The sequence below is a fragment of the Pseudoalteromonas sp. J2K-J031 genome (assembly GCF_058197095.2).
In genome coordinates this window covers 3,779,005-3,805,704 of sequence record NZ_CM200279.1, presented here as the reverse complement: position 1 = coordinate 3,805,704, position 26,700 = coordinate 3,779,005, and the positions used below count along the sequence as shown (strand labels likewise).

Below are 26,700 nucleotides of genomic sequence, written 5' to 3'. Positions count from 1 at the left end.
ATTAACGAGAGGAATAGACATGAGTTTAGGTAAGGTCGTCCAAATTATCGGCGCCGTTGTGGATATCGAATTTCCACAAAATAGCGTGCCTGCCGTATATGACGCAGTCAAAATTACAAATGGCGATTTAGCTGGTTTAACTCTAGAAGTTCAACAGCAGCTAGGTGGCGGTGTGGTACGTGCTATCGCACTTGGTACTACAGACGGTTTACGTCGTGGTGCAGTAGTAGAAAATACTGGCGCAGGAATCCAAGTGCCAGTAGGTAAAGCAACACTAGGTCGTATCATGAACGTACTTGGTGAGCCAATTGATGAAGCTGGCCCAATCGGTGAAGAAGAGCGTATGTCTATTCACCGTGCAGCACCAAGCTACGAAGAACAATCAAGCTCTATCGAACTTTTAGAAACAGGTATCAAGGTTATCGACCTTGTATGTCCGTTCGCTAAAGGTGGTAAAGTTGGTTTATTCGGTGGTGCCGGTGTTGGTAAAACTGTAAACATGATGGAACTTATCCGTAACATCGCAATCGAGCACAGCGGTTACTCAGTATTTGCTGGTGTTGGTGAGCGTACACGTGAAGGTAACGATTTCTATCACGAAATGAACGAATCTAACGTACTTGATAAAGTATCGCTAGTTTACGGTCAGATGAATGAGCCACCAGGTAACCGTTTACGTGTTGCTTTAACGGGTCTAACTATGGCTGAGAAGTTCCGTGACGAAGGTCGCGATGTACTTTTCTTCGTAGATAATATCTACCGTTACACACTAGCTGGTACAGAAGTATCTGCACTTTTAGGTCGTATGCCATCAGCGGTAGGTTACCAACCAACGCTTGCTGAAGAAATGGGTGTACTACAGGAGCGTATCGCTTCTACTAAAACAGGTTCGATTACTTCAATCCAAGCGGTATACGTACCTGCGGATGACTTAACAGATCCATCACCAGCAACAACCTTTGCTCACTTAGATGCAACAGTTGTACTTTCTCGTGATATCGCATCTTTAGGTATTTATCCAGCGGTAGACCCACTAGATTCATCATCTCGCCAACTTGATCCATTAGTAATTGGTCAAGAGCATTATGATGCTGCACGTGGTGTTCAAACAGTTCTTCAGCGTTACAAAGAACTAAAAGACATCATTGCGATTCTAGGTATGGATGAGTTATCTGACGCAGATAAGCAATTAGTATCTCGTGCTCGTAAAATCCAGCGCTTCTTATCTCAGCCGTTCTTCGTAGCTGAGGTATTTACAGGTGCATCAGGTAAATACGTATCACTAAAAGACACTATTGCTGGCTTCACTGGCATCTTAAAAGGTGACTATGATGCGCTTCCTGAGCAAGCATTTTACATGGTTGGCTCAATCGATGAAGCAATCGAGAAAGCTAAAAATATTTAATTTAGGAGGCTAACATGGCAGCTATGACTCTACACCTAGATGTAGTTAGCGCTGAAAAGACTATCTTTTCTGGTCGTGTCGAAACACTTCAAGTTTCAGGTAGTGAAGGTGAGTTAGGTGTTTATCCTGGCCACGCTCCATTATTGACAGCCCTTAAACCTGGTATGGTTCGTGTAGTAAAGCAAAACGGTGATGAAGAGATGATCTACATTGCTGGCGGTACGTTAGAAGTCCAACCACAAATTGTGACTGTACTGGCTGATATTGCAACTCGAGCAGAAGACTTAGACGAAAAAACAGCTCTTGATGCTAAACGCCGTGCTGAAGAGCAAATGGCTAAAGCAGATGCTGGTGATTTTGATTATGCGGCAGCGGCAATCGAGTTATCTCGTGCAATTGCACAGCTTAAAGTACTTCAAACACTTCGTAAGTAAGCTCTGTACCAAATTAAAAAGCCACCTAAGGGTGGCTTTTTTTATGTTTAAATTTTGTTAGAGCGTTTAAATATTCGGCTAGGAACACAGTGTTACTAGGTAACCTGAACTCTGGATAATAAATCTATCTCCAGTGGGTATTTTCAACGATAACTACGTTGAGTTTACTTGCAATAGACCCGCTATTGACGCGTAAACTCGCCTTGTTATCCCTGTAAATCTCCGCCTGGAGAACTTTTTGATTTTATATAAATTAAATCAATATGTTAGAAAATCTCTTAACCAGAGATCAGGTTAGGTATGATTTTTAATCATTTGTATGTTTATAGCCTGTTACCATCATGACGAAGTCATAAATCTAGATTTATTTTTAATACCCAGCTCCCAATTTTGTAAATCAATTTCGCGTTAATAACGTTATATAAATCAGTTGAATTGGCTACTTAATCCAATTAGATAGCTAAAAATGTCTTTAATCTAAGTGGTATTGAATTAATTTGGGATGAAAAAAACATGTTCCTTTTTTTGCTTAAAGCAGAGTTTTACTCATACTTTACTGAGCTAACTAACCTTGGTTCTGGATAACCTATTTACTATCTAGTCTTGGGTTTAACTATAGCGGTTTAGATTTAATGTCATCAAGGAAAAGGAATGTAAGATGAAAATTAGGACTAAGTTAATCCTCATGATGATAGCGCTCGCTATCATTCCACTCATTGCACTATCAATGTTGCTTGCTAATACAACGATTAACAGTGTACTTAGCACAGCCAATAAAGAGAGTGAAAATTCACTCATTGCATCGAGGGAGCAAAAAAAGCAGCAAATCGAAAATTATTTCAGTGACCTTGAGAGTCAAGCTATCACATTAGCGAATGATTTAATGGTTGTTGATGCCGCAACTCATTTTAAACAAGGATTTTTTAATTCGAACGCTGCTGACAGTGGCGATTTATTGCCAAACGTCAGTAGTTTTTATCAAAATCAGTTTAAGTCTGAATTTGCTCGTCGTAATGGTAATACACAAATAGATAGTACCGCTTTATATCAATCAGCAGACCCAGTTACTTTGTATTGGCAAAACCAATATATAGTCCAAAATGCTAATAAATTAGGCGAAAAACACTTACTTAACCAAGCGAATGATAACTCTCAGTATTCTCAGTGGCATGCTTTATATCACCCAATATTTCGTGATTACGTTAAGCAATTTGGTTTTTATGATTTGTTTATAGTCGATGCCAATTCAAGCAATGTTATTTATTCAGTATATAAAGAAGCTGATTTTGCGACGCAATTAAATCGTGGTGAAATGCAAAAAACAGGCTTAGCAAAAGCATTTAATAAGGCTCTTAGCATCAGTAAAAGACAAACTTATTTAACTGACTTTGCACCCTATTTACCTTCTTACCTTGATGGTGCTGCGTTTATTTCTACCCCTATCTATCGAGGAGATCAATTAGTAGCTGTATTGGCCTTACAAATGCCAATAGGTAAAATTAATGCAGTGATGACCAACGATAAAAATTGGCTCAATGTCGGAATGGGGAAGTCAGGCGAAACCTATTTAGTCGGTCCAGATAAATTACTGCGAACCGAAAGTCGGTTTCTGATCGAGGATAAAGCAGGCCTTGTTGATGTATTAAAAGCAAGCTCTCCACAAGTGGCTGATAAAATAGCTCAGAAACACACCGCTATCGGTATTTTACCTGTGACGAGCCCTGGGGTTGGGCTTGCTCTTGAGGGTAAGTCAGGATTTCAAGAGTACATAGATTATCGTAATGAACCTGTATTTTCGGCTTATGCGCCGCTTAAGGTTGGTGATATGACATGGGTAATCATGAGTGAAATAGATAAAGCCGAGGCGCTTGCGAGTGCCAATGCATTACTGACTAATATTGTACTCATATCTCTGACGGTCACGGTTGTTATTGCACTTATCGCTTTATTGCTTAGTTGGGTATTTTCGCAATCTATTACTAAACCACTGCAGCATTTAATTAATAATTTGAAAGATATCGCTACTGGCGGCGCAGATTTAACGCGTCAGCTTGAAGAGGCAAAACGTAAAGATGAAATTGGCGATTTAGGTAAAGCGTTTAATTTATTTAATCTGTTTATTAAAGAATTAGTCATCGATATTAAAAATACCAGTGAACATTTAGCCGCGTCATCCACACAACTTAGTGGCAGCACTGAGATTGCGATGGATGCGGCTGCAAAGCAAAAAGCCCAAACCGAAATGGTGGCCGCAGCGGTTGAGCAGTTCCATGCATCGATTCGTGAAGTTGCTATGAATACTGAGCAATCATCTGATTCGTCAGAAAATGCAGACTCAATCTCAAAACAAAGCGCTGAATTTGCAGAGCAAGCACGCCAACAAATCGATAAATTAGTCTGCGGAGTCAAAGAGGCATCCGTTGCGATTTCAGAGCTTAACTGTGAGGTAGATGAAATTAATTCTATTTTGGTGGTGATCGATGGCATTGCAGAGCAAACAAATTTATTAGCGTTAAATGCGGCGATAGAAGCGGCAAGAGCCGGTGAGCATGGTCGCGGTTTTTCAGTGGTTGCTGATGAGGTTCGTAGCCTCGCTGCGCGGACTCAAGTCAGCACAGTTGAAATCCAAAATCGTATCAATGCACTTAAAACTGCTGCAACAACAGCTGTATCGTCGATGGATCATGCTGCTTCTATGGCTGAGTCGGGAATCGATTTAGTTTCTCAAGTACGAAACCGCCTTGTTGATGTGTCTAATGTGATAGCAAGCCTTTCATTAATGAATGCTTCGATTGCGCAAGCGGCTAATCAGCAAAAATTTGCGGCTGATTCAGTATCTGAAAGTATTTGCTCAATAGATGAATATGCTCAATCCAATGCTGCGTTGTCGATTCAAGTTCAAACATCTTCACAGGAGTTAACTTGTCAAGCCACCAGCTTATCAAATTTAGTTGGCCGTTTTAAAACGTCTTAATTAAATTACATGCCCAGAAACAAAGGGTTAACTTTTTAGTTAACCCTTTTTATTTTTCACGTGAAATATTTGATAAATGATAACGCTGTCTAAAGTCATTTTGGGCTTATATCTGTCAACAATCCCCGTTACAATAGCGCGCATTAAAATTGGGTTATTTTTGCTTCGTTTTTTATTAATTTCAAATTGAATTCTATTCGGTTTCACATGCACACAGGATTGTGGCTGAAAATAATAAAGGGCTAAAACAAAATAATTCAATTAAAACAAAGAAAAAAGGAAATTGTTTTAATGTCTTTAACTACAGTCATTCTTGCTGCCGGCAAGGGAACACGCATGCGCTCAGCGCTACCAAAAGTACTTCATAAAGTAGCTGGCAAAGCCATGGTGCAACATGTCATTGATAACGCCAAAGCGCTCGGTGCAACCACCACTAACTTGGTTTATGGTCACGGCGGTGAGTTGTTACTTGAGCAACTGGCTCATAACGAAGCTAACTGGGTATTACAAGCCGAGCAACTAGGGACTGGCCATGCGGTGGCGCAAGCTGTTCCACATATCAATGATGCCGACACAGTATTGGTTTTATATGGCGATGTGCCTCTGACACGCCAATCAACGCTTGAGCGTTTACTTGCTGTTACTCCTAAAAATGGCTTAGCTGTTTTGACTGTGCATTTAACCAACCCAAATGGCTATGGCCGCATGTTACGTGATAACGGCAAGCTGGTGGGCATTATTGAACAAAAAGATGCCAATCCTGCGCAGTTAGCCATCACCGAAGTGAATACAGGCATTATGGCGGTTAACGGTGGGTTATTAAAAGGCTGGCTCAGTCGTTTATCAAACAACAACGCGCAAGGTGAATATTACCTAACCGATATAGTGGCGATGGCACATGCAGATGGGATTGAAATCACCTCAGCGCATCCTGATCATCCAATGGAAGTTGAAGGCGCGAATAACCGTGTGCAACTCGCTGGCCTAGAGCGCGCATTCCAGCAATGGCAAGCCGAAACCTTAATGCTTAATGGTGCAACGCTTGCTGATCCGACTCGTATTGATGTCCGTGGTAACGTTACAACAGGCGAAGATGTTTTAATTGATATCAACGTTATTTTTGAAGGAAATGTTACGTTAGGTCACAACGTGGTGATAGGCCCGAACTGTGTATTGAAAAACTGCACCATAGGTGACGGTGTTGTGATTAAAGCTAACTCCATGATTGAAGATGCCTCTGTAGCAGCTAAATGCACAGTTGGCCCTTATGCACGTTTACGCCCAGGCTCAGTGATGGAAGAAGACTCACACGTGGGCAACTTCGTTGAAATGAAAAAAACCCGCCTAGGTAAAGGTTCAAAAGCCAACCACCTAACGTATTTAGGTGATGCGGAAATTGGTGAAAAAGTAAATATTGGTGCAGGTACTATTACGTGCAACTACGATGGTGTTAATAAATCACAAACCATCATCGGTGATAACGCCTTTATTGGCTCAAATTCATCACTTGTCGCACCTGTCAACATTGGCACTATGGCAACAATTGGCGCAGGCTCAGTGATCACAACCTCGGTTAACGATAAACAGCTTGCTGTGGCACGTGGCAAGCAACGTAATCTTGATGGCTGGCAGCGACCGGTTAAGAAGTAATAAAAAATTAAGCAACGCTAAAATAAAACGCCATCTTTAAGATGGCGTTTTTTATCGCTATGCTACAGTGATGATAATTATCTTTAGGTTGATAGTGTAATGATTAAATATGTGCGTAATGTGATCACGTTATTGTTGTGTGCTGTTGTGTGCGCGACTGCTCAAGCTGAGTCGCTAGACTCTCATTTGTCGGTGTTTGAGCCTTACCTTGGGACATGGCAAGCTGATTTTCCCGTACTTGAAGGCAAAGAGCCGATGCAGGATGTTAGCCGCTTTGAGCGTGCGTTAAATGGCACGGCTATTCGGACATTACACTCGATTAATAACGGCCTATATGGTGGCGAGTCTTTAATATTTTGGGATAAAAGCCAAAAAAGTCTGATTTTTTATTATTTCACTACTGCAGGGTTTTACACTCAAGGCCGAATAGAAGTGCTCGATAGCGGTGAGTTTGTCGCTTATGAAGCGGTAACAGGCTCTGATGAGGGGATTACCGAAGTGAAATCCACCAGCCGACTTAAAGATAACAAAATGCAGGTGTCCACCCAATATCTTAAGCAAGGCCAATGGACGCCGCCAGAGTTACGTACTTATCAAAAAAGCACTTTACCAGTCGTCTTTAAGTAACGGTTTTGTGCGTAAGCTCGCTATAAACCTAAATGAGAATAGAGGTTTATAGCTTATTTAAATCGGCGTTTAAGCTTTTTTATTAGCCATGCAACAAGCCAGCTGAGGGCTTTTTTAAGCAACGAAGACTGAGTTATATGGCCTCGTTGCTGTTTTGTTGGCTTGGAAATAAATGGCTTAGCACTGTGTTTCCCTGCAGCGCTTAAAAATAGCTGCTTAATGTGTTCATTGCGGGCAGCTTGAATGCCTTTTCGGTTACTTTCTTGTGCGGCTAAATGCCAGTTTTGTTGTTTAATGGCCTGATGCAATTTGGGCCATTTATGCTGTAAATTTGTAATGCCAACATTATAAGCTAAATCGAACAGGGCAATTTGTACAGGGCTTGGTAGTTGTTCGAAGTCACAGTTGTAACCTCGGCTGCGTTTAAAAATGTGGCGTAATTCGTTGTGAAAACTGTGCAAGTGATCTTCATGAATGTTAACAATGGATTGCTCTGGTAAGCGCAACTTACAAAAGGCGTGATACCACGAGGCATGGTAGCCTGCAGGTTTTTGTTTGATAGCTTGGTATTCGACTATTTTTTCTTGTTCGGATGCAAGTTTGCCATCACGAATACGGATCATTGGTAATTGTGTAAAAGCTCCTAAGTTTGCAACGCAATGACCAATACCTATCGTTGGATAGCCATTGGTATCTAAATACAAATGATCGGTTTTACCTTCAAACAGTTCTAAATTTTCGGCAATACATTGGCGAACAGCAGAGTTGAGTGGCATATCAGGTGAGCAAAAAAATACAATGGCGTATTTTAAGCGAGAGTTTGATTGCTGAAACTCGATTTGCGCCAGATAGCGGGCTTTGGCGATGAGTCACCTTAAAAAGACCAAAATAAAAACAAGAGATAGTGAAATCCCCATGCTTGTTTTGTGGTGTTAACCATGCAGCTTATTTACGCAAGGGCGTGGACTTTAAAGTCAAGACTAACAAAGTTAATGCCTATACTAATGCTCAGCTTAAAGGTCATTCAGCAGCGATACTCATCGCTAATATTTGGCTCACTAATAGGCAATACGACATAACGGTACAATTTAAATATAAACGGAGCGAGATATGACACAAACACAACTTACAGGCACGTTTCAGATCACTAACTGGCAAGAAACGCCCTATAGCGAAAGTGACAATGGCGCTAAACAAAGTCAGGCGATTATTACCCAGCAATATAGCGGCGATGCCCAAGGTACAAGTGAGCTGAGGTATTTAATGAGTTATCAACCCGATGGCACAGCGCAATTTGTTGGTTTTGAAACCTTTAGCGGCACTATAAATGGCCAAACCGGCACCTTGGTTTTACAACACCAAGGGCAATTTGTCGCGGGTGTCGCAAGTTCTACGTTTAGCATTGTTGCAGGGTCTGGCACGGATGAGTTGGCCGCTTTTAAAGGTTCGGGCTCATTTACCACCGCAGAGCATGGCCAAGCCAATTATCAAATATCACTGAGTTTATAGTTAAAATTGCGATTGATAGGGTGTTTACTCAATGAGCGAGTTCAAACAATATAAAAACTGAAATTAAACGGGTTAATATAGATTTTTAGTTAAATAAATGTTTTTTTTTAATGTTTTGCTAACCTTGGGTTCCCTTAATTGGGTAATTTTGTTAACTTATAAGGAAATTTAAAAATAAAAAAGCAATTAAAACAGCACTAGCTGCTCTTATTTTAACGGGTACAAGTTATGGAGTGTATGCTGCATGCGGTGATAGCGTGTGTGGCTGGCAGAGTGGGAATTTTGTATGTTATGCAGAAACACCTGGAGGCGGTACTGCAACATGTACCGTAGATGATCCATGTGTTATTAACTGCGGTTAATAATTAGCAAAATGGCAAGCTCTTTGTGGTTTGCCACTTTTCATAAATTCAAAAAGGATTTTTATGAAACCCATTATTTTTTTAATTAGCTTTATTTTATCTAGTGTTTCATCGCAAACTCAGGCCGAACAGGCTAACCCTGAGCATTTATCTCGTTATACCGAACAGGCACACAGTATTGAAAAGTGGAGAAGGGGCACAACAAAGCGGTTTGATACGTTTGAGCAGTTCTTTTTAAGCCGAGGTTTAAGGGCCTTTCAGCGAGTGGGATACCTTTATGATGTAAAAAAAGGGGTTATTTTAAAGGGGCAGGAAGCCGTTTCGCTTTTTCCAAATCTAAAAGAGGTATTACAAAATGATGTTACCGAAATAATATTAGATGAAAAGGCGCTGATTTCTTTCGTAAATATTAATCTGCCAGCTCAATCACACTCAAATTATTTATTCTTATATTTTGATTTGAATGTGAATGAACAGGGGAATTATGGGCCATCGGAAGACCCCAATATGAGGTCATTTCTAGAGCGAACAGTCAGTCGAAGACAGCTAGCAGCTAAGCTACTGCAAGCACAAAAAACAATCCCATGGTATTTAATTCAAGTTCCAACTATTGGCCTTGTACCTCAATAGAGTTGTTTTTACCCATAAAAGCATAAGGATTTTACATGCTCACCATCCCCGAACAAGACTCTCAAAGCCGCCAATTAACACGGTGGATCTTTATTTTTGCAGGCGTTTTGCTGGTGGTTATGGTGATTGGGTTTATTGCTAGCCAATTATTTAAAGAGCAGAGCAGCGAACTGCAATTGGCAAACGTTGAACATGGGCCTGTTGAGCAAAAATTAGCGGTATTTGGGCGGTTAACACCGAGGGCATCCAATAGTTTAGTGGCTCAGATTGATGGGCATGTCAGTGAACTCAATATATTGCCCGGGGCACATGTTGAAGCCAATACCGCGATTATCACCCTTTCGAATCCACAGTTATTACGTCAGTTACAAATTGCCACTTTAAACTGGCAAAAGGCGCAAGCTAAGCATGTTTCAGCGCTGGCCAAATTGCAGCGCGAAGCCACTCAATTACAAAATGATTTAGCGATGGCAGCCAGTGAGCTTAAATTTTCAGAATTAGAAATAGACACTCTCAGTAAGTTGTACCAAGGGCAGTTACTTAGTGAACTTGACTATTTACGAGCCAAAACAGGGCTAGAGCAATTGCGTTTAAAGCTAGATTTAACCAAGCGCAGTGAGGCGGCATTTCAAAATACGCTTAAGTTTGAAACACAGGCACTTGACCTTGAGCTTGAAAGTGAAAAACAGCAATTGGCCATGATGCAAGAAGACGTAAATAACTTAATTATCAAAACAAGCCAATCTGGGATTTTAACCGAATTATTAGACGATATTGAAGTCGGTCAGGCCGTTACAAAGGGAACGGTACTGGCTAAGTTATCGAGTCAAAATAGTTTGTTTGCTCAGTTATTAGCCCCAGCCAATGCAATCGACATTTTGTCACCAGGATTGCAGGTTAACATTGCCATTAAAGGCAAGTCCTATTTGGCGCAGGTGGTGCGTATTCACCCGAATGTAGAAGCCAATCAAATCAAGTTTGAGGCGGTTTTTTCTGAGCAAATCCCGTCTTCCGCGGTTAATAATTTGTCTGTGTCGGCTGAAGTATTACTGGCAAGTAAAGCCAATACGCTGCGTGTGGTTAAACCTTTATACATTAAAGCAGGCGAGCCGCATCAAGCAGTGTATGTGTTTGATGGTGAACAAGTGCTGCAAAAATCAGTGACAATCGGCATGCAAGGCAGTGAGTTTATCGAAGTGTTGGCAGGGCTTGAAGTGGGGGATCAGGTATTAAAAGCGCTGCCTCTTACTCGCTCGACAATAAAAATATAATTATAAAAATAGCTAAAGGATATTAGCGTGAATACTTTAATTGCTCTTAACAATGTTAAGAAGTCATTTGCTCTAGCCGCAAATGGCGGTGCTGTTTTAAACGATATTGATTTAACCATTCATGATGGCGAGTCTATCGCCATTTTAGGCCCTTCAGGCAGTGGTAAGTCAACGTTACTGTCGATTATTGGTTTGTTAGATGAACCGTGTGCTGGTGAGTATTTATTGCGGTCACACAATGTTACCTTGCTGTCTAAAAAACAAAAAAGTCAGTTAAGAAACCGTCATATAGGTTGGATTTTTCAAAACTTTAACCTGATTTCTAGCATGACTGTGCTTGAGAATGTGATTCAACCGATGCGTTTTAATCCTGACATTAAGGCAAATGCGTATCTTGCACGAGCGCAGTCAGTATTAGCACAAGTGGGCTTGGCAGATAAAAGTGATAGCACGCCCGAACAGTTATCGGGTGGTCAGCAGCAGCGCGTGGCCATTGCGCGCGCATTAGTGAATAACCCTGCGCTGATCCTTGCGGATGAACCAACCGGAAACCTAGACCAAAAAACCGGTGAAGAAGTGATGAACCTGTTATTGTCATTATCTCAAGCGGGCACAACCGTATTGGTTGTCACCCATGATGAAAATGTAGCAGCGCGTTGTCGGCGCAAGATCCGTATTCTCGATGGGAAAATATCCTATGACGGCGAATAATGCGCTTTTTGAGCTGACTTGTGAATGGCGACGTTGGCGAGGTCAGTATCTTAAACTGATCTTAATTTTATTTGGCTTTGCTTTTTGTGCGGCATTATTAGCTATTACGCTACGTTTGGGAGGTATGCTGTTTGATGAAAACCCACCTTGGACAAATAGCGACAAACCATTTTATACCGTTGGCCGATTGCTTGAAAATAACGATTTAAGCTCAGTCAGTCGACAAGTGTTAGAAAAAATCAAAGAACTGCCTATGGTTGAAAGCGTGTCTTGGCTGGTGTTTAAAAAGTATGCTTTAACACTTGATAGCCAGCAATTTAACGCCATTAATGCCGCTGTTTTTTCGGCTAATTCAGCACAAAATATTGGTCTTGAAATACCTCCAAGTAGTGTCGTTGGTATTTGGTTGACGCATCGCTTTTGGCAAACGTCTTTAAATAGCGACCCACATGTTGTGAGTAAGGTGTTTGGCTTTAAGCGTTTGCCGCAGGGCCTACCTGTGCTGGGGGTGCTCGATAAACAGTACGACCAAGTTGGAACACAATTGCTCGACGCGTGGCTACCAGAAGAAATGCTCCAGTACTCTGCGCCGTTTGCTGGTGGCACTATGCTAGATAGGTTTTTATTAGCAGCACCTATTTACTATGGCATTGTTTCGGCATCGGGTGAGTTTGAACCAAGCCAAGCCGCAGCGCAGTTGGCTGAACTCGATTTAACCGTTAAAGGGATGTCGTTTGGCAAGTCAACGTTGCCACTGACGATTTTATCAGGGGTACAGTTTGACCCTAAAGCACGTCAGAGCATGACAGTCGCTTGGCAATTACTGCTTGGTTTGGTGTTGTCGCTATGGCTCATTCTCACTTTTACCTTATTTTCACTTTCGAGCAGTCGCGCCATTTTAATTGCTGATGAGCTGCGCACATTAAGGCTATTGGGCGCACAAAACACCGATTTTTTCCGTTCGGTTACTCGTTTTACCCTGATGATGGCTGTAGCTGTTTGTATATTGCTTTACCCTTGTCTGTATAGCTTAAGTAACATGGTGCAAAGTTCGGCGGGTTATCAGCAATACTTCAATCAGCAAGATATCGTATTAAACGGGGCGGTGTTAGTAAGCACGGTATTGCTTGTGGTAATCACTTTGCTAGCGTGTTCTTGCATACCGTTACTTAATTTATTAAAAAAAGACTTATTTACTAGGCTTACGAATAAGGGCGCCTCAGTTTGGCAAAAGTTACTGAGCCAAGGCATTTTAGTCGTGCAACTTAGTGCCGCGTTAATCGCGATTTATAGCCTCGCTTATGTGCTAAAAAGCCAATGGGAGCACTACCAGCAAACCAGAGTTGATTTATCAGCAACGCAAATTAATGTTGATGCGGGCCACTTCCCAATATCTTGGCGGCAGTTGTTAGCCCAAGATAAAAACAGCGATAGAATCGCTGTGTTGTCATCACCATTTGAACAACTTTACCGCTATGAGTTTAAAGACTCACACAATGCCCAAGAGATAAATATTGCTACTTTGCATGCGAGCCCAGCGCTTTTTACCTTACTCAATGCAAGCGTGACTGGGCTTGAGCAAAATCAGTGGCAAACAGGTGTCGTTATTAATCGCACGTTTGCCGAGCGTTTGCGCCAAAAAGGCGAGGGTTTATCTTTAATTGGTTCAAGCATTCAATATGGTTTAGCTAAACAAACGTTCACCATTGTGGGCATTGTCGAAGACATCCCACACTGGGGGCGCTCTCAAAGTGTGCAACCAACGCTTTATTTACCAATCGATAGTTTGCAAGAAAACACCCTTGCAACGTTCACTGTTTTACAGTCGGCTTCGACAAGTGATAACGGACAGTTGGCGAGCTGGCTTAAATCGCAAGCGCCCAATGCAAAACTATCAAAGCCAATCGCGCTTGATGAGGTCCTTGCAGTGTTTGATCAGCAATCTCAAGATTTAGTATGGTTTGCCTTATTGGTCGCGGTTGTTATTGCAGGTGGCGTTTTTAGTGGTTTGTGGTATCAAATTCAAGCGCAGTTACGCGTTGATAAACAAACGATTAGCGTTTTGTTGGCAATAGGGGCGTGTGAAAGTTATATCATGCTAAAGCGAGTAAAACACAGTGCCGCTGCGTTAACTTTTGCGCTTGCATTAAGCTTAGGGCTTTTTATTTTGCTAAATCGACCCGCAGACAATCCACTGCAATTTGATTTAACCGCAGCGGTTATTGCTATGGTGATTACGGCGAGTTTATCGATGGTGGCAATGATGCTGCCGTTGAAAAAATTGCTAAATCAACCCATTCAGCAATCTTTAAGGGATTTATAAAGCGTTTAGAGCGTTTTTTTTCACGCTTAATGGGGCAGTATTTGGGGGGCTATGGGTCTAGTTTGCGGCGCATGGTCATACGATGATCGTACGTCGCAATAAAAAAGGCAAACCACGTTATTTAACCTCAGTTCTGGATAACAGATTTAACGACGTATTGATTTATTATCCAGTATTGAGGTTGTTTAGTTAAAGCGCCTATTTATTTAACTACCCACAGTGGTGTTTAAAAATCAAAGAGCGCCTTGGCTTATCAGCATAATCATCATGCTAAACAAGTTGTTACTTTGTTTTGTTAACAATATCGCTGCCTTACATTTGCTTAAAAAGATGCTGATAGCTGCGGCTAACTTGCAGCCTGATGGGCTGCCCACTTTCGGTGTTGGTTTTTAAATAAATAAACACATATCCCGAAAAATCGCGTTCAACTTTTGCTATTTGGCTAACACGCACAATGCAATTGCGGTGTACGCGCCAAAACTCATCAACATTGAGTTGTTCAGCTAAGCTGGTAATCGTGGTTTTAATTAAAAATTTCTCATTCGCGCAACTAACGGTTGTGTATTTATCTTCGGCTAAAAAATAATCAACGTCAGCAATGTCAATCATATGAATCACATTATTTTTACTGGCGCGGATCCATTTCAGTTGGCTTGCTGCTGCAGGTGCTGGCATTACTTTTTCGAGTAAGGCGAGCAGTTTTTGTTGTTCAGTATGATGATTAGTTTCGGGCGCTTGCTGTTGGTTTTTTGCTAATTGGGTTTTGAGCCTTAGAATCGTTTTGTTGAGTCGTTCTTCTTCAATGGGTTTTAATAAATAATCAATCGCTTGGTTTTCAAATGCTTCAACAGCGTGTTGGTCGTACGCTGTGGTAAAAACAACATGTGGAATTTTAGCTAATCCCGTAAAGCGTTTACACAAACTAATGCCGTCAAGCGCCGGCATGCGAATATCTAAAAATGCAATATCAGGTTCAGTCTCTAGTACTTTTTCCCACGCATCTTCGCCATCACTCGCTTGTGCAATAATGGTGAGTTCAGGCCAAAGATCACCCAGTAGATGAGTTAAATGACGGCGTAATAAGGGCTCATCATCCGCGATGAGCGCTGTGTAAACTTGTGACATTAATGGGTATCTCCATATAAACTTTTACCCCATTTTCAACATAGGAAAACGAGAATTGCGCCGCATCGCCATAGAGTTGGGTGAGGCGATCTTTAATATTTTGTAGGCCAATATTATGGCCTTTGTGTGTATGTGGCTCGTGCTTTTGGCAGTCGTTGTAAATGGTGAATTGCAGCTTATTATTGTGCACCGCAATGGCTAAGCTCAGTAAGCCACCGTTTTTTAACGGTTCAATACCATGTACCACCGCATTTTCAATTAAGGGTTGTAACAACATGGGGGGCAGCAGCATGGTATCGCCCAGTTGGTCGGTGATATCAAACTGGGTCTGCAGCCGATCGCCCAACCGCATTTGTTGGATTGCTAAATAAGCACGGTTAAATTTGAGTTCTTGATTAATGGTCAGCCATTCATCACGGGTGCGGGTCAGACTTTGGCGTAATAACGAAGTAAGAGCGCTCAGCATTTTACTGGCTGTTTTTGGCTCAATGGCAATGAGCGCCTGTTCTGGTCAACTCCAACCGGACACTTTTCTAAAAGAGATTTCAAAATCTATCGGTGACTGATCAGCATTTGCCGAATGCAGTCGTTCTACATTGTAATATTTCATATATTCCGCCACATCATCACGCATATGTTGACGGGTTGGCTGTGGTACTTTTAACAACCAGTCATGCTTTAAACTACCAAAAAATCGCTCTACAACAGCATTGTCCCAACATGCTCCCACATCACCCATACTTGCTCGACAGCCCAATTGTTTTAATAAACGTCGATAACCTTTACTGGTATATTGCGAACCTCTATCGCTATGAAATACCAAGCCTTTAGGTGGTTTGCGCAAGTTGTAAGCCTTTAAAAATGCTTTCTCCACTAAGCTTCGCGTCATTCGCTTAGATATGTTCCAGCCGACGATTCTGCGAGAATACAAATCCATTACCACTGCGAGATACAGCCAACCTTCGCCTGTTTTAAGATAGCTCACATCACCTGCCCAAACTTGGTTTGGCCCCACAGGATTAAAATTCATATTAAGCAAATTGTCAGCCACACTCTCACTGTACTTACGCTTTGTGGTGACCTTATAAGCCAGACGTTGCGTCACATGCAGCTTCAGTCGCGCCATTAACTTAATGGTGCGATAACGTGTGATACTAAACCCTTCTTTGCGTAGCGCTTTAGCTAACTCTCGACTACCTAGGCTGTTCCGACTGGCCTTGAATAATGCTTTAGCTCGACGAAACAATGCGAGTGTATCGGCAGTGATAAGCTCACCAGGACTTTTAAGCCAAACGTAATACGCTGATGTACTGACCTGCATCACTTTGCACGCCATCGAAGTAGGATATTTCGACACAAGAGTCTTGATAAATGAGTACCTTACTTCATTTCTTTCGCAAAGAAGGCGCTGGCCTTTTTTAGGATTTCACGCTCCATTAATAAGCGTTTATTCTCTTTGCGTAACAGCATAAGTTCGGTGCGTTCATCGACAGATAAGGTATCACCTTGTGCCTGCTTTTTGTGTTTAGAAACCCAGCTGTAAAGGATTTTATCTGTGATACCTAAAGAAGCGGCTGCTTGAACTATTGTGTAACCTTGCTCAAGCACCAAAGCCACTGCTTCTTGTTTAAAATCGTTTGGATACTGCTTATTTATTCGTTTAGTCATATTCACCTCAATAATGGCATTATATTCCTTTATTAAAGTGTCCTGCTAATTCAACCACAACCCTGTTGCCAAAGCGATTCGACCGGATTAACAAACTCGGTTGCGGTTAACTCTGGTGGCGTAAATTGTGCCCCTAAATAAGTGTGTTGCCACAGGATTGAGGCATGTACTTCAAGGCTGTCGTTGAGAACACTTAATGCGCTGCCACCAAAACGCAATTTCATATCTTGGTCGTAATGCGCTAAACCTTGTAATTCCCACTGATCAAAATAACCATAATAACGTGCGCCACAGCCCAGGCTTTTATCTTGTTGTTGCCCGGCTACTTTGTAAAATGCTTGGCTTTGATTGCACAGTGTTGTCCATGTACCATCGCTGCTAAACCAATCTGCGCTGAATTGCCAAGTCCCCGCTGCAACCGCAGTATTGATAGCTAGGGGGTCAATAGGTGAGAACAAATCAAGCGGGCGAAAGCCATAACCGACGCCCCAATCGACCTTTTTTTTACCCAGCGAGAGCTGCCAATCTGCAATCGAAAAATCATATAAAAACTCAGCAAGCTCCAGTTTATGCTCGCTGGTTTGGCCATCACGTTTTTCGTGCCAAGCGGTTGCGGCAAAACGAAAGCCCTTATTTTCATAATCGGCATCTAAGGCAAAAAAATAACTGTGGCTATCTTGCGCGGCAAACAGCACGCTGTTGGCGCTATTTTGCATTTGATTGAGGTTACGCACACTGATATTACCGGTGCTTGCAAATGAGCTAAATGTGCAAAGTAATACGCTTAATAAAATATATTTCATATCGACAACGCCCTAATTTTTGGTGATAAGGGCAGTGTATGAAACGCTGCAAAGCGGCACTTGAACAAGTGATAAAGTGTACTTTTTCGCGATAAACGGCTTGGTTGACCGATGAACGAGCGGTTAAATCTTTAGGCAACTCATTCAGAGGAATGAGTTGCCTAAACTAAGGTGTGAATTAAAACGAAGCGTTGAGTGTTAATTCAATGCTGCGTTCAGCCCCCATCCAACAACGTCTGATATCAACACAGCTGCCAACATAACGTTTGTCAGTGAGATTACTGACAGCTAAGCCCAGTCGATATTGATCGCTGAAATCGTAAGAGGCCGCAAAATCAATCAAGGTATAGGCTGCAATGACATCCGAATTGTGTTTATCGAGCTGGCTTTCACCCACATAACGCAGGCCCCCATTAAGCTCAAAATTAGAGCTGAGGTAGTAATTGAGCCATAAGGATGCTTGCTGTTCTGCAACCCAAATTGGCGTGTTGCCAATTAAACTAGGATCATTTGGATTTTCAGTGACTGTGATATCTAATTGAGTCACATTGGCGGTCAGATCGATTTGCTCGCCAAGCTGTTGGAAAACGCTAATTTCAACACCTCTTGATTGAACTGCACCACTTTGGGTTTTCTTCATAAAATCAGGGGTGCTGGTAATGATATTTTTCTTATCTAAATCAAAAATGGCCGCGGTGACTCGTGTTGTATCAGACTCATTTTGATATTTAACACCGGCCTCAATTTGGCTGGCGGTGGTGGGTTTAAAGGCTTTGCCGGTAATTGAGTCTTTACCGGCTGTGGGCTCAAAGGATTCGGAATAACTTAAATAAGGAGCCACGCCATTGTTAAAGGTATAAATGGCAGCTAAACGCATACTCAGTTCATTTTGATTGATGTGTGTTTCACTTTCGTAACCGCCTTCATTATCGTCACTGAGGCTTGAAAAATCATCGTAACGCAAGCCAACAATGGCGGTGAACTGATCTTGAGATAGCTCGTTTTGCAGATAATAACCACGCTGTTGTTGCGTGAGGCGACTTAATTGGTGGTACGTATCAAATGGTAATTGGTCAACATCAAATAAATCGTAATTAGGTTGAGATAAATCGATTGCAGGGGTGTTGTTACCAAAGGTATCGTTATACTCAAAGGTAGAATCAAGAGTTTGATATTCGAAGCCGATTAAAAGGTTATGCTCAATTGAACCTGTCTTGAGTTGCCATGCGTATTGATTGTCGATCACAAACCCTTCGATGTCTTCAAGCGTCTGATAGGCACTGCGTTTATAAATTTTATCGCCATCGGCCAACCCTTTTCCGTAAGTGTTTCGTAAAGTGGAATCACCTTGGGTGTAGCGGAAATTTTGCAAAAAAGCACTATTGTCATCAAATTCATGATTGAGTTTGTAGCCCATCATGGTGACTTCGCGTTCAAACATCGTCCAATTTTTATCACCCGCATACGCATTGGAATCCAATTTGCCATAGCTGGCGCTGTAAACTGTACCAACACCTGGGAGAGAGGATGAAGGCAGCATGTCGGGATCATCTTGATAGTAGAGATTGACGTTTAAACTGGTTTTGTCACTGATGGCCCAAGTTACGGATGGGGCGATGAGCGTGCGCTGCTCTTGTGTTGTGTGCTGCTGACCATCGCGACTTCGTGCCAAAGCAATCAAACGATAGTTCGCAGATTCAGACATTGCACCCGTGCTGTCGAGGGCTAGTTCGGCTAAAGCTTTAGTCCCGATACGGGCGCGAATATTATGTTGGCTGTGTGTTTGTGGCATTTTTGCTGTTTGGTTAACCATCCCTCCTGGAGGGGCTGAACCATATAAAACCGAGGTGGGCCCTTTTAGGACTTCAACACTCTCAGTGGCAAAGGCATCAACTTGTGGCGCAAGGTTGTAGGCTAAATTGTATTGTAAAGGCAGTCCGTCATAATAATTTCGATAACTTTCAAACCCTCGAATCGTATATTGGTCAAATAAAGTGGCTACACCGCGGCTTTCAGGTGTTACCCCTGGCACATATCGCAAGGCCTCATTCACGCTATCAACTTGGCGTAGTTGCAATAATTTATTGTCATAAACCTCAAAACTCATCGGCGATTCCATCGGCGTTAACCCCGACTTTGTTCCGGTTGAGCGATAGCTTTTTCCATATATTTCAATGGTCTCTAATTCTTCGGTTGTTTTGTCTTCTTCGGCAAAACACCAAGAGTTGACCATACAAAGAGTAAGAATGGATAGTTTGAACGTAGATTTAAATAACAAGCGACCTCCTAGTCAAGATAAAAAACCAATGGCTGACACCAAAATGTAAATGCGAATAGTATGCATTATCATTTGTGGTTATTGAAGGATATTTACAATCAAAGTGGAGAGTGGCTGACGTGATTCGCAGTTCAAATAAGCGCAATCAGTTGGCTGCTGAATTGACTCAAAGAGTGAAAGATACTCAAACAAGGCAAGCTTGGTCGCTTGCCTTGTTTTTGAGGGTTATAGGAGTGCGGGTTTGTTACTGTAGGCTAACACGCGTGCGTTATGGTGTTTGACTAGCATTACACATAGCAGGCTCACTAGGAGTAGGGCTGCATTCACTAAAATTACGTCTGAGATTAGGTAATGAGCCATGGAGTGGCCAGATAACCAAGTTACCGCATCATAAACAGGGCAGATAACAAAGAATAAACCCGCGATGCTGAGTTGCTGCAACATGGTTTTTCGTACATGTGAGCTAAGTAGTGCATGCACTAAACAAACGAGCAAGACGCCCCAAAATATGGCTGGTAAAAGACTGACTTGTGACAGTGATTGTGGTGCAAAACGCGCTGCAATAAAGCAACTCGCAACGGCGATTAAGGTGCCACTCGATAGTGCAATTGTCATGGCTTTGACAAAATGCAAACCGCGTTGACTTTGTTGGCGATTTTGTTCGCGCTTTTCAAGCCAGATTAAATTGCCAGTTAAAATTAAATAACAACAGCTTAGTCCTAGTATGAAATAGAGCATTTTTAAGGCGTTACTGCCAAACTCTGCAGTATGCAAGGTACTTAATACATCATACGTGCCTGCTGTGGCAGATTGGCTGGGGGCATATTCTTTAATAAATGTGGCATTATTAAGTTGATAAGTGAGGCGGGTAATTCGCTCAAAGCTGTGTGGTTGTGTCAGACCAACTTCGACTTGCGAGTTGGCATCATTTGGCACAAATATATTGATGAAATACACGTTTTTATCAGGATGACGATGGGAGGAATCAGCCACTATTTCGTCAAGGCGCGTTAAATCAGAAGGCTCCCCTGCTAATTGCGTAATTCTAGGGGGGCTATAAAAGTCAGCGGTCTCCATCAGTGCCGGAATATTGCCTTTAAAAACAGCAAAACCAAACCCGGCCTGCAAAATGATACTCAAATTGAACATCACTCCTGTTAGGGCATAAATAAACGTGAAGGGGAGTGCGCTGATGCCAATTAGGGTATGGCCATCAAGATAAATGTCTTTTCGTCTTGCGGTTCTGTATTGGTAGTAATGGCTGATGATTTTTTTCAATACCAGTAAGCAACCAGATAACACCATGACAAAAAACAATAACGAAATTAGCCCGACGAGTTCAGTCCCACCAGTATCAAGCATTAGGTTGATATGCATTTTGTACAGCATATGGCCTAAATAATAATCGGCCTGATCGAGTGAAAGTTGCTCACCCGTGAAAGGATCGAAGCTTTGATTGATATCAACATGCTCACCTTCTGGTGTTTCTATTTCAAAGTAGCTAACGTAATACGGTTGAGCATCGGTTGGAAACTCGATAAACACGCCATGATCATCAGGGAAAAGGTGCCCCTGTTCAGTGATTTTTTGCGCAATAGTTGCAACGGGTACTTGGGCTCGTTGCTCTGTTAGTTGTAGGTTCGGCGCATCATATTGCATATCCCAGAGGACAACATTTTCGCGGAAAAAAGAGATCGAACCACAGACAAATACAATCATTAAGATGCCTGAAATGATTAAACCAAGCCAAGCATGGGCATGTGTCAGGTTTTTTAAGGTGGATTTATTCATAATGTTGGCCCCGCAGCCAGAAAAAATGTCGCCACAAAAATAGTGATTGTAGGCAATGCTAACTTGGCCGCTCTTAACCAAGCTTCTTTGTGGCTGTTGGCCGCATAACACCAAGTCATTATTCCTGCCCACGCAGTTAAGGCGATAACTAGCGATAGGGCTAAAAATAAGTTAATAAAATTAGGGAACAACAAGCTTAATGTGCTGGGGACTAAGATCATCACCACAATTCCAGCCAATAGACCGGCAAAGGTTTTATGCCACATTAGGCACCTCCCAAAAGTTCTAAAACAATTGCCAGTATGCAAACAAAAACAGCACTGGCTGCTGCCCAATCGGGTTTGTGATTAAGCAAGAAAACCGGGGCTGGAATAAAAAACATAAAACCCAGCAAGGTAAAGATGAGCGCAAGCGGTAACGTAAATAGTGCCTGGGTAAGCAAGTACACAGTACTGAAGCCCAAAACACACATAGCTAATACCGCAGACCAACGTGGAGGTTGAAAGCCTTGGTTGCGAATAAATTGCTGCCTAGGGCTGGTGGCGTACAGTAACATGCCGCAAAGCCAATAGGCTGGTAATAGAAAGAAAAACCCCATGTTTATATCCTTACTACAGAGTTAAATTAATCTTTTCCTAAATTGACGGTAAAGGTACTTGTATAGCCTGCACTTTAATCTAGGAGGGTGAATGTGTTTACCAGTCAAAAACGCCGCGTACAGTTAAAGCAAATTCTCTTGGTTTGCCTAAACGAGGGTTACGGACGCGATTGGCTACGAAATATTCTTCATCCAGTAGGTTTTGAGCGATTCAATAGAGTACGATCATTTTTACTGTCCGATTAGCGTACAAGCGCAGCACTGAAGAGAGTCATTTATGATTGCTTGAAAACTGAGCTTCCCAATAAACAAAAATGGTAACAGAAGTGAGGTTGAAAATCATTATCATTTAAGTGGGTTAAAGATGAGAGTGTACTTTTTATACTCTGATCTTCTTTAGCAATGACGAGACGCGTTATTAACAGAAGATGAGCTATGGCTTGGTGTATTTATGATTTTAAATCATTGAGTTAAAAGCTAATCTCGTTACTTGGTGAGATTAGCTGGGGTGTGCTGTGTTAAGAGTTAGTCGCAATAGAACAATGGGCACACCGAACAGCTCCGATAGTGGGTCTTTAATTAACAAGGTTAAGGGTTGTTTGTTGCTTTAGCGCTCTCTTTTGCTGTAGCAGTGATATTTTTATTGGGAGTAAGCTGAGTGTCTCGAGTGCTCACCTGGCAATGCTCAACTTCTTTCACTTCACCTCGACCATCGCTGAGATAACATTGCTCTAGCACTGAGCAATAACAGAGTTCTGTGCTGGTTTTAAAGCGTGCGGTATTTAATTTTTCCCACAAGACTTTGTTGTGAGTGGTTTTCGAGAATGTCAGCATTGATATGTTTTCGCCACTTGCTAATAAACGGTTGTTAGTGCTGGAGGTCATGATCCAGCCAAACTCTTTAAAAAAATCAATATCGGGCGATTTTTTCTGTAATTCTTTAAGTTGTTGGTAGTAAGTCTGGGTATCAAAGCAACAAGCATCGAGTAATTGATGGATATCGGAATAGGTCTGATTTTGATAGTTAAAGCGCACATATTTTATCAGCGCAGGACCCGCCCCTGAGTTTTTCAGCGCAAATGAAATTTCTTCGCGTTTTTCGTCTTCATTAAAGTTACCGGTACTGATCTCAAGCCAAGGCCAAGTGGCGGCTTTAACTTGGCGTTCGGCGGCACTGGCTTGAATAAACGTGGCGTAAAAGGAGGCGGCAGAAATAACAATGGCGCAAATAGCCAATAACAAATTCAACCGCTCATTGGTAAACCAAGGTTGCTTGGTCTGACTTGCTAAGTCGCTGTTAGGCGCGGCTGCATCAATCGGTAAGTGTTGATTATCCATAGTGATTTATTTTTATTAGTAACGGATGATTAGAGGCTTAACTATAAATAATGCCAAATTAAAAGTGTACCTAAATATTTTGGATAGCTAGTGCAATAATTTTGGGACACCATAAAGATATTGAAACACTGCGTAACGCGTTAGGCATTCAACGTTAGTTTTAATTCATGATTAATTTCTTTATTTTGTCGGCATAAATGCCGACCTACATGCATATTTTTACCACTGAGAACACCGAGCGCTGCGCTCACCGAGAAAACCTCATTTATTTTTTCTTTCCTCGGTGCTTCTCTGTGCCTTCGGTGGTTAGTCTTCTTACCTCAATGCCTCAATCAGCCCCTCAGCCAAATACGCACCTAAAACACGCACCTTGCTCGCGTTGTATGTAAATTAAATCACCACCGTGGTTGAGCATAATTTGCCGACTGAGGCTGAGGCCGATGCCGGAGCCTTGTTGTTTAGTGGTAAAAAACGGCACAAAAATCATGTCGACCACATGTTCGGCAATGCCAGGACCAGTATCGGCGACGTCGATGTACACTTGCTGCGCGCTGTTTTGGCCCAGCGTAAGGGTGATGGCTGCGGGTTTGGCTGTTGTTGCGGTTGCATGTTGGTATTGCAGGGCGAGCACTTCGAGGGCGTTTTTCACTAAATTAATTAAAACTTGTTCAATTTGGCTGCTGTCGAGTAATACCAGTTGTGGGCTGTGGATTTCAAGGGCTAAGGTGGTGTGTTGTGCCTGAGCTTGCTGTTGAAACAGGGTAATAATGCGTTCAAGCACATCGCCTAGTTGTACTGGTGCTAAATTAGCTTTAGGTAGGCTGCTAATTTGGCGAAAACGGGTGATAAATTCGCCTAAATGCTGGGTACGTGAGGCTAACGTGTTGAGCGCTAGTTGTAAGTCTTGTTTATCTTCAGCGTCGTTAAAGCGCAGCTCATTTGGTAATAACGCGGTGCAAGTTTGCGCAAGTGACGACAGCGGTGTAATGGAGTTGGCAATTTCGTGAGTGAGTACTTTGGTTAAGCGTTTATAGGCTTGTTGTTCTTTGTGTTGCAATTGGTCGTGAATCGACTGCAAGCTCACCACGCGGCGGGTTTTACCTTGAATGGTCGCAATACTCAGTTGTACCGAGAGGGTGTCTTGTTGTTCACCATGTTGCCACGGGCAGGTGGTACGCAGGTTGCGTTCGGCCGTTAAAATCAGCTCGCCAATGGCGCCTAAATCGCTTAGCTGTTTAACAGATTGGCCAAGTAATTTACTCACCGCAGGGTTGGATTCAATCACTGCGCCCTCGTTATCACATACCAACACGGCTAAATCGACATGAATGAGCAATGCTTGTAAAAACTGCGCTTGTTGTTCGGCATTAAAGCGTGCGCTTTGGATGCGATGTTTTACTTCATCAAACTGCTGGCGCATCGGGTGCTGTTGGCCAAGGCCTAAGGTGCTGTCGCCATTAGCCAGTGCCCGTATCACCATTTCGGCTTGTTTTTGTTGGCGTTTAAACAGGTTAAATAATTGGCCGACTAACGCCATTATTATTAGGATCAGCAACAACAGTGCGGCCGAAAACCCGTGTTGTAACGCCAATACGGTGCTGGCGCCCGATAATACGATAAGTGCAGCAATCACGCCGCTAAGAGGGAGGTAAGCATGCATATTAAAGCCCATACTTTTCAAGGCGGCGATACAGTGCGCCACGGGTAAGGCCAAGTGCTTTGGCGGCATGGCTGACATTGCCTTGGTGATGTTTCAGCGCAGCGCGCACGGCGCGTTGTTCGAGCACTTCTAAATCAAACGTATCGTAACTTAATGATTCTAGGGTTGAACGTGTTTCGGTTGCTGAGGGAGTTTGGCTGCCGATCACAGTGCGAATGTCGAGCACTTCACCTTCGGTTAAAATCACTGCGCGTTCAATGGCATGGGCGAGTTCTCGGACATTACCAGGCCAAGAATAAGCGCATAAAGCGTGCATATCGTTTGGGTCAATACTGAGGCTGCGTTTGTATTTTTGCGCAAAATGGGCGAGATAGTATTCGGCCAAAAGCGGAATATCTTCGCTGCGTTCACGCAGTGGCGGCAGGCGAATTTCAACGGTATTAATGCGATATAGCAAATCTTGGCGAAAACGCCCTTCACTCACCGCATCTTGTAGGTTGTCGTTGGTGGCGCAAATGAGGCGAATATCGACGTTAATGGCTTTGCTGCCGCCAACAGGCGTTACTTGGCGGTTTTGCAACGCAGCCAACAGTTTAGCTTGCTGTTCAAGGGGTAAATTGCCCAGCTCATCTAAAAATAAACTGCCATTTTGCGCCAGTTCAAATTTACCCATGCGGTCGGTTTTGGCATCGGTAAAGGCGCCTTTTTTATGGCCGAACAGCTCGCTTTCAAACAAGCTGTGCGCCACCGCGCCCATGTCGAGGCTGATAAAGGTGTTATCGCGGCGCTGGCTGGCTTGGTGAATGGCATGGGCGGTAAGCTCTTTACCGGTGCCACTTTCGCCAGTAATGAGAATGTTGGCGTCTGTTTGTGCTGCTTTTTCAATGGTTTGAAATACTTCAGCCATGGCTTCACTTTGCCCTAAAAAAGCAAAAGGTTGCCCGCCGATGCTTTGGTTGAGCGCTTGGCTAAGCCCTTGGGTTTGCCGAGTCAGCTGGCCCACTTGTTGTTTGTCTTGCGCGTGCGAAAACGCCGCGGCCACTGCCGCTAATAATTGGTCGTTTTGCCACGGTTTGGCAATAAAATCCGATGCGCCCGCCTTGATGGCATCAACCGCCAGTTGAATATCGCTGTAGGCGGTCATTAGCAACACCACAATACTTGGGTCTTGGGCGATGATTTTTTTCAGCCAATAAAAGCCTTCTTGGCCACTAATGGCATCTTGGCTGAAATTCATGTCGAGCAAAATGATATCGATAGGCTGGTCGCTGGTTTTTTGTTGGCTAATGATGCCTTCAATATCAAACGGGTTATCGGTGGTTTTAACACTTTGATAATGCTGTTTAAGCAGTAAACGCGCCGCGATAAGAATATCGGGATTGTCATCAACAATTAAAATGGAACCCGCTTGTTTCATCAGTGACTCTGTACCTTGGTTAGTATGGTTTTAGCCTACCTCAAAACCTATTCAAGTGTCCATAAATGGACGATTAGAAATTTTAGAGTGTTCATTAATGGACATTTTAATAAAGTGATAAATTCA

22 protein-coding genes are annotated in these 26,700 nt (G+C 42.6%); 10 read left to right on the top strand and 12 right to left on the bottom strand.

Annotated elements, in window-relative coordinates:
* Positions 1-19 precede the first annotated feature (19 nt).
* The 5 genes from atpD (at position 20) to AC3KZC_RS17235 (ending at position 7,090) form a co-directional block, all read left to right on the top strand.
* Complete coding sequence (gene atpD, locus AC3KZC_RS17255; RefSeq protein ID WP_490579764.1) at positions 20-1,405, top strand: F0F1 ATP synthase subunit beta; 1,386 nt, start codon at positions 20-22, stop codon at positions 1,403-1,405.
* Positions 1,406-1,419: 14 nt separating this feature from the next.
* A complete protein-coding gene (locus AC3KZC_RS17250; protein ID WP_490579765.1) occupies positions 1,420-1,839 on the top strand; it encodes a F0F1 ATP synthase subunit epsilon in 420 nt (139 codons plus the stop codon).
* A gap of 658 nt (positions 1,840-2,497) precedes the next feature.
* A complete protein-coding gene (locus AC3KZC_RS17245) occupies positions 2,498-4,813 on the top strand; it encodes a methyl-accepting chemotaxis protein (protein WP_490579766.1) in 2,316 nt (771 codons plus the stop codon).
* A 291-nt stretch (positions 4,814-5,104) separates the two neighbouring features.
* Positions 5,105-6,463, top strand: a complete 1,359-nt coding sequence (gene glmU, locus AC3KZC_RS17240) for a bifunctional UDP-N-acetylglucosamine diphosphorylase/glucosamine-1-phosphate N-acetyltransferase GlmU (protein ID WP_490579767.1) — start codon at positions 5,105-5,107, stop codon at positions 6,461-6,463.
* Between the two features lie 102 nt (positions 6,464-6,565).
* A complete protein-coding gene (locus AC3KZC_RS17235) occupies positions 6,566-7,090 on the top strand; it encodes a hypothetical protein (protein ID WP_490579777.1) in 525 nt (174 codons plus the stop codon).
* A gap of 53 nt (positions 7,091-7,143) precedes the next feature.
* Here AC3KZC_RS17235 and AC3KZC_RS17230 read toward each other — a convergent pair whose 3' ends face one another.
* Positions 7,144-7,866: a lysozyme family protein gene (locus AC3KZC_RS17230; protein WP_490579768.1), complete on the bottom strand. Its 723-nt coding sequence runs from the start codon at positions 7,864-7,866 to the stop codon at positions 7,144-7,146.
* Between the two features lie 334 nt (positions 7,867-8,200).
* On the opposite strand from AC3KZC_RS17230, the gene AC3KZC_RS17225 reads away from it, so the two are divergent.
* From AC3KZC_RS17225 to AC3KZC_RS17205, 5 genes are all read left to right on the top strand, one after another.
* Positions 8,201-8,599, top strand: a complete 399-nt coding sequence (locus tag AC3KZC_RS17225) for a DUF3224 domain-containing protein (protein WP_490579769.1) — start codon at positions 8,201-8,203, stop codon at positions 8,597-8,599.
* Positions 8,600-9,024: 425 nt separating this feature from the next.
* The gene (locus AC3KZC_RS17220; protein ID WP_490579770.1) at positions 9,025-9,591 is read left to right on the top strand and encodes a hypothetical protein; all 567 of its coding nucleotides are present in this window, start codon (positions 9,025-9,027) and stop codon (positions 9,589-9,591) included.
* 35 nt (positions 9,592-9,626) lie between these two features.
* Positions 9,627-10,862: an efflux RND transporter periplasmic adaptor subunit gene (locus tag AC3KZC_RS17215; RefSeq protein ID WP_490579771.1), complete on the top strand. Its 1,236-nt coding sequence runs from the start codon at positions 9,627-9,629 to the stop codon at positions 10,860-10,862.
* Between the two features lie 27 nt (positions 10,863-10,889).
* Positions 10,890-11,573, top strand: a complete 684-nt coding sequence (locus AC3KZC_RS17210; protein WP_490579772.1) for an ABC transporter ATP-binding protein — start codon at positions 10,890-10,892, stop codon at positions 11,571-11,573.
* Positions 11,560-13,896, top strand: a complete 2,337-nt coding sequence (locus tag AC3KZC_RS17205; protein ID WP_490579773.1) for an ABC transporter permease — start codon at positions 11,560-11,562, stop codon at positions 13,894-13,896. The genes AC3KZC_RS17210 and AC3KZC_RS17205 overlap by 14 nt, the downstream gene beginning before the upstream one ends.
* A gap of 312 nt (positions 13,897-14,208) precedes the next feature.
* Here the strand turns inward: AC3KZC_RS17205 and AC3KZC_RS17200 are convergent, their stop codons facing one another.
* The 11 genes from AC3KZC_RS17200 to AC3KZC_RS17150 form a co-directional block, all read right to left on the bottom strand.
* Positions 14,209-15,021, bottom strand: a complete 813-nt coding sequence (locus tag AC3KZC_RS17200) for a LytR/AlgR family response regulator transcription factor (protein WP_490579774.1) — start codon at positions 15,019-15,021, stop codon at positions 14,209-14,211.
* Complete coding sequence (locus AC3KZC_RS17195) at positions 14,987-15,511, bottom strand: histidine kinase (RefSeq protein WP_518525924.1); 525 nt, start codon at positions 15,509-15,511, stop codon at positions 14,987-14,989. The genes AC3KZC_RS17200 and AC3KZC_RS17195 overlap by 35 nt, the downstream gene beginning before the upstream one ends.
* A gap of 21 nt (positions 15,512-15,532) precedes the next feature.
* Positions 15,533-16,689 (bottom strand): IS3 family transposase gene (locus AC3KZC_RS17190; protein ID WP_518525887.1). Its coding sequence is split into 2 segments (ribosomal slippage): positions 15,533-16,443 and positions 16,443-16,689, totalling 1,158 coding nucleotides; the frame shifts between segments, so codons are not numbered across the junction.
* A gap of 50 nt (positions 16,690-16,739) precedes the next feature.
* Positions 16,740-17,492, bottom strand: a complete 753-nt coding sequence (locus tag AC3KZC_RS17185; protein WP_490578657.1) for a hypothetical protein — start codon at positions 17,490-17,492, stop codon at positions 16,740-16,742.
* Positions 17,493-17,670: 178 nt separating this feature from the next.
* The gene (locus AC3KZC_RS17180; RefSeq protein WP_490578656.1) at positions 17,671-19,770 is read right to left on the bottom strand and encodes a TonB-dependent siderophore receptor; all 2,100 of its coding nucleotides are present in this window, start codon (positions 19,768-19,770) and stop codon (positions 17,671-17,673) included.
* Positions 19,771-19,995: 225 nt separating this feature from the next.
* Entirely contained in the window at positions 19,996-21,561 is a 1,566-nt protein-coding gene (locus tag AC3KZC_RS17175; protein WP_490578655.1) for a PepSY-associated TM helix domain-containing protein, read from the bottom strand.
* Positions 21,558-21,827: a hypothetical protein gene (locus AC3KZC_RS17170; RefSeq protein WP_490311320.1), complete on the bottom strand. Its 270-nt coding sequence runs from the start codon at positions 21,825-21,827 to the stop codon at positions 21,558-21,560. Before AC3KZC_RS17170 ends, AC3KZC_RS17175 begins: the two co-directional genes overlap by 4 nt.
* Positions 21,827-22,159, bottom strand: a complete 333-nt coding sequence (locus tag AC3KZC_RS17165; RefSeq protein WP_490311321.1) for a hypothetical protein — start codon at positions 22,157-22,159, stop codon at positions 21,827-21,829. Before AC3KZC_RS17165 ends, AC3KZC_RS17170 begins: the two co-directional genes overlap by 1 nt.
* 588 nt (positions 22,160-22,747) lie before the next feature.
* A complete protein-coding gene (locus AC3KZC_RS17160) occupies positions 22,748-23,497 on the bottom strand; it encodes a hypothetical protein (RefSeq protein WP_490578654.1) in 750 nt (249 codons plus the stop codon).
* A 340-nt stretch (positions 23,498-23,837) separates the two neighbouring features.
* Positions 23,838-25,157: a sensor histidine kinase gene (locus AC3KZC_RS17155; RefSeq protein WP_490578659.1), complete on the bottom strand. Its 1,320-nt coding sequence runs from the start codon at positions 25,155-25,157 to the stop codon at positions 23,838-23,840.
* A 1-nt stretch (position 25,158) separates the two neighbouring features.
* Positions 25,159-26,574 carry a sigma-54-dependent transcriptional regulator gene (locus AC3KZC_RS17150; RefSeq protein ID WP_490578653.1) on the bottom strand — a complete coding sequence of 472 codons (1,416 nt, stop codon included), beginning with the start codon at positions 26,572-26,574 and terminating at the stop codon, positions 25,159-25,161.
* Positions 26,575-26,700 lie beyond the last annotated feature (126 nt).

What these genes read in the sequence shown, in the direction of transcription:
- atpD (WP_490579764.1), top strand. Translation starts at nt 20, where the DNA reads ATGAGTTTAGGTAAGGTCGTCCAAATTATCGGCGCCGTTGTGGATATC.
- AC3KZC_RS17250 (WP_490579765.1), top strand. Translation starts at nt 1,420, where the DNA reads ATGGCAGCTATGACTCTACACCTAGATGTAGTTAGCGCTGAAAAGACT.
- AC3KZC_RS17245 (WP_490579766.1), top strand. Translation starts at nt 2,498, where the DNA reads ATGAAAATTAGGACTAAGTTAATCCTCATGATGATAGCGCTCGCTATC.
- glmU (WP_490579767.1), top strand. Translation starts at nt 5,105, where the DNA reads ATGTCTTTAACTACAGTCATTCTTGCTGCCGGCAAGGGAACACGCATG.
- AC3KZC_RS17230 (WP_490579768.1), bottom strand. Translation starts at nt 7,866, where the DNA reads ATGCCACTCAACTCTGCTGTTCGCCAATGTATTGCCGAAAATTTAGAA.
- AC3KZC_RS17225 (WP_490579769.1), top strand. Translation starts at nt 8,201, where the DNA reads ATGACACAAACACAACTTACAGGCACGTTTCAGATCACTAACTGGCAA.
- AC3KZC_RS17220 (WP_490579770.1), top strand. Translation starts at nt 9,025, where the DNA reads ATGAAACCCATTATTTTTTTAATTAGCTTTATTTTATCTAGTGTTTCA.
- AC3KZC_RS17215 (WP_490579771.1), top strand. Translation starts at nt 9,627, where the DNA reads ATGCTCACCATCCCCGAACAAGACTCTCAAAGCCGCCAATTAACACGG.
- AC3KZC_RS17205 (WP_490579773.1), top strand. Translation starts at nt 11,560, where the DNA reads ATGACGGCGAATAATGCGCTTTTTGAGCTGACTTGTGAATGGCGACGT.
- AC3KZC_RS17200 (WP_490579774.1), bottom strand. Translation starts at nt 15,021, where the DNA reads ATGTCACAAGTTTACACAGCGCTCATCGCGGATGATGAGCCCTTATTA.
- AC3KZC_RS17185 (WP_490578657.1), bottom strand. Translation starts at nt 17,492, where the DNA reads ATGAAATATATTTTATTAAGCGTATTACTTTGCACATTTAGCTCATTT.
- AC3KZC_RS17175 (WP_490578655.1), bottom strand. Translation starts at nt 21,561, where the DNA reads ATGAATAAATCCACCTTAAAAAACCTGACACATGCCCATGCTTGGCTT.
- AC3KZC_RS17170 (WP_490311320.1), bottom strand. Translation starts at nt 21,827, where the DNA reads ATGTGGCATAAAACCTTTGCCGGTCTATTGGCTGGAATTGTGGTGATG.
- AC3KZC_RS17165 (WP_490311321.1), bottom strand. Translation starts at nt 22,159, where the DNA reads ATGGGGTTTTTCTTTCTATTACCAGCCTATTGGCTTTGCGGCATGTTA.
- AC3KZC_RS17160 (WP_490578654.1), bottom strand. Translation starts at nt 23,497, where the DNA reads ATGGATAATCAACACTTACCGATTGATGCAGCCGCGCCTAACAGCGAC.
- AC3KZC_RS17155 (WP_490578659.1), bottom strand. Translation starts at nt 25,157, where the DNA reads ATGCATGCTTACCTCCCTCTTAGCGGCGTGATTGCTGCACTTATCGTA.
- AC3KZC_RS17150 (WP_490578653.1), bottom strand. Translation starts at nt 26,574, where the DNA reads ATGAAACAAGCGGGTTCCATTTTAATTGTTGATGACAATCCCGATATT.